Origin of the sequence: Acinetobacter lwoffii, assembly GCF_024129115.1 — a bacterium.
GTDB classification, from domain to species: domain Bacteria; phylum Pseudomonadota; class Gammaproteobacteria; order Pseudomonadales; family Moraxellaceae; genus Acinetobacter; species Acinetobacter lwoffii_T.
Map to the genome: position 1 here is coordinate 1 of NZ_JAMXXO010000062.1, position 878 is coordinate 878.

General features: G+C 34.2%; 1 protein-coding gene. It reads right to left on the minus strand.

The genetic code is table 11. From position 1 onward, the window contains the following. Window positions 1-20: 20 nt before the first annotated feature. A protein-coding gene (locus NI470_RS15670; RefSeq protein ID WP_004729218.1) for an IS5 family transposase occupies window positions 21-834 on the minus strand; the annotation gives its coding sequence in 2 pieces (ribosomal slippage) (window positions 21-446 and window positions 448-834; 813 coding nt in all). Window positions 835-878 lie beyond the last annotated feature (44 nt).

Consider the following 878-nt stretch of genomic DNA (forward strand, 5'->3'; position numbering starts at 1 on the left):
CAATAGATCTCTTGCGAAAGTTAATTCAAGAGCATCCAATTCACCATTCCAACAATTAAATTCATTCTTAGACCAAATCGTTTCCGTCTATTTCTATACCGTTCTGTTAATATCCGAAAATATTTAAGTTTGCCGTTGATATGTTCAATTGTGATCCTACGCCGACTGATTTCTTGGTTGATCTGTTTTGCTATTTTGGGTAATGATAAATTCTTAGGTTTCTTGATTGGAATGAGTAACTTACTCTTAATCTGATGAAATCCTTTATAGGCTAAATCTGCCATAATACAAGGATAAATGATCATCTCCTTAAAATACTTACGCGCAATCGTCAGATCATGTTTTCTGCCACTTTCGACCTGTATACTTACAATTTGCTTTAGTCTTGGGTTAAAAATGACCTGTGTTTTTAGCGTATGTTTCTTCTTTTTACCGCTATAGAATTTTCTTTGTTTTTTTGGGACGCTCAATCTGTGACTCAGTGACATCAACGATCACATAATCACCTTCACTAAACTTTTGATTCCTTTTGGGTAATGCAAAAATCCGTGATTGAATCAGAGCATTTTCAACTTTATGAATAGTACGATTCACATTACTTTCAGCAAGATTATAGTCAGCGGATAATTCAATTTGAGTCCTATAACAGCGTAAGTAGTTTAGAGTTAACAATAATTGATCCTCTAAACACAAAGAATGCGGCCTTCCAGATTTTTTCTTGGCAAGTTCAGCGTGTTGTAACACCGATACCATTTTTAAGAATAATGGACGAGGAACTCCAACGAGTCGTTTAAATTCCCCATCATTAAATCGAGTTAAATTTTCATATTTCATGGGGCTAGTATAAACAATTTTTTACTTTCGCAAGAGATCTAATA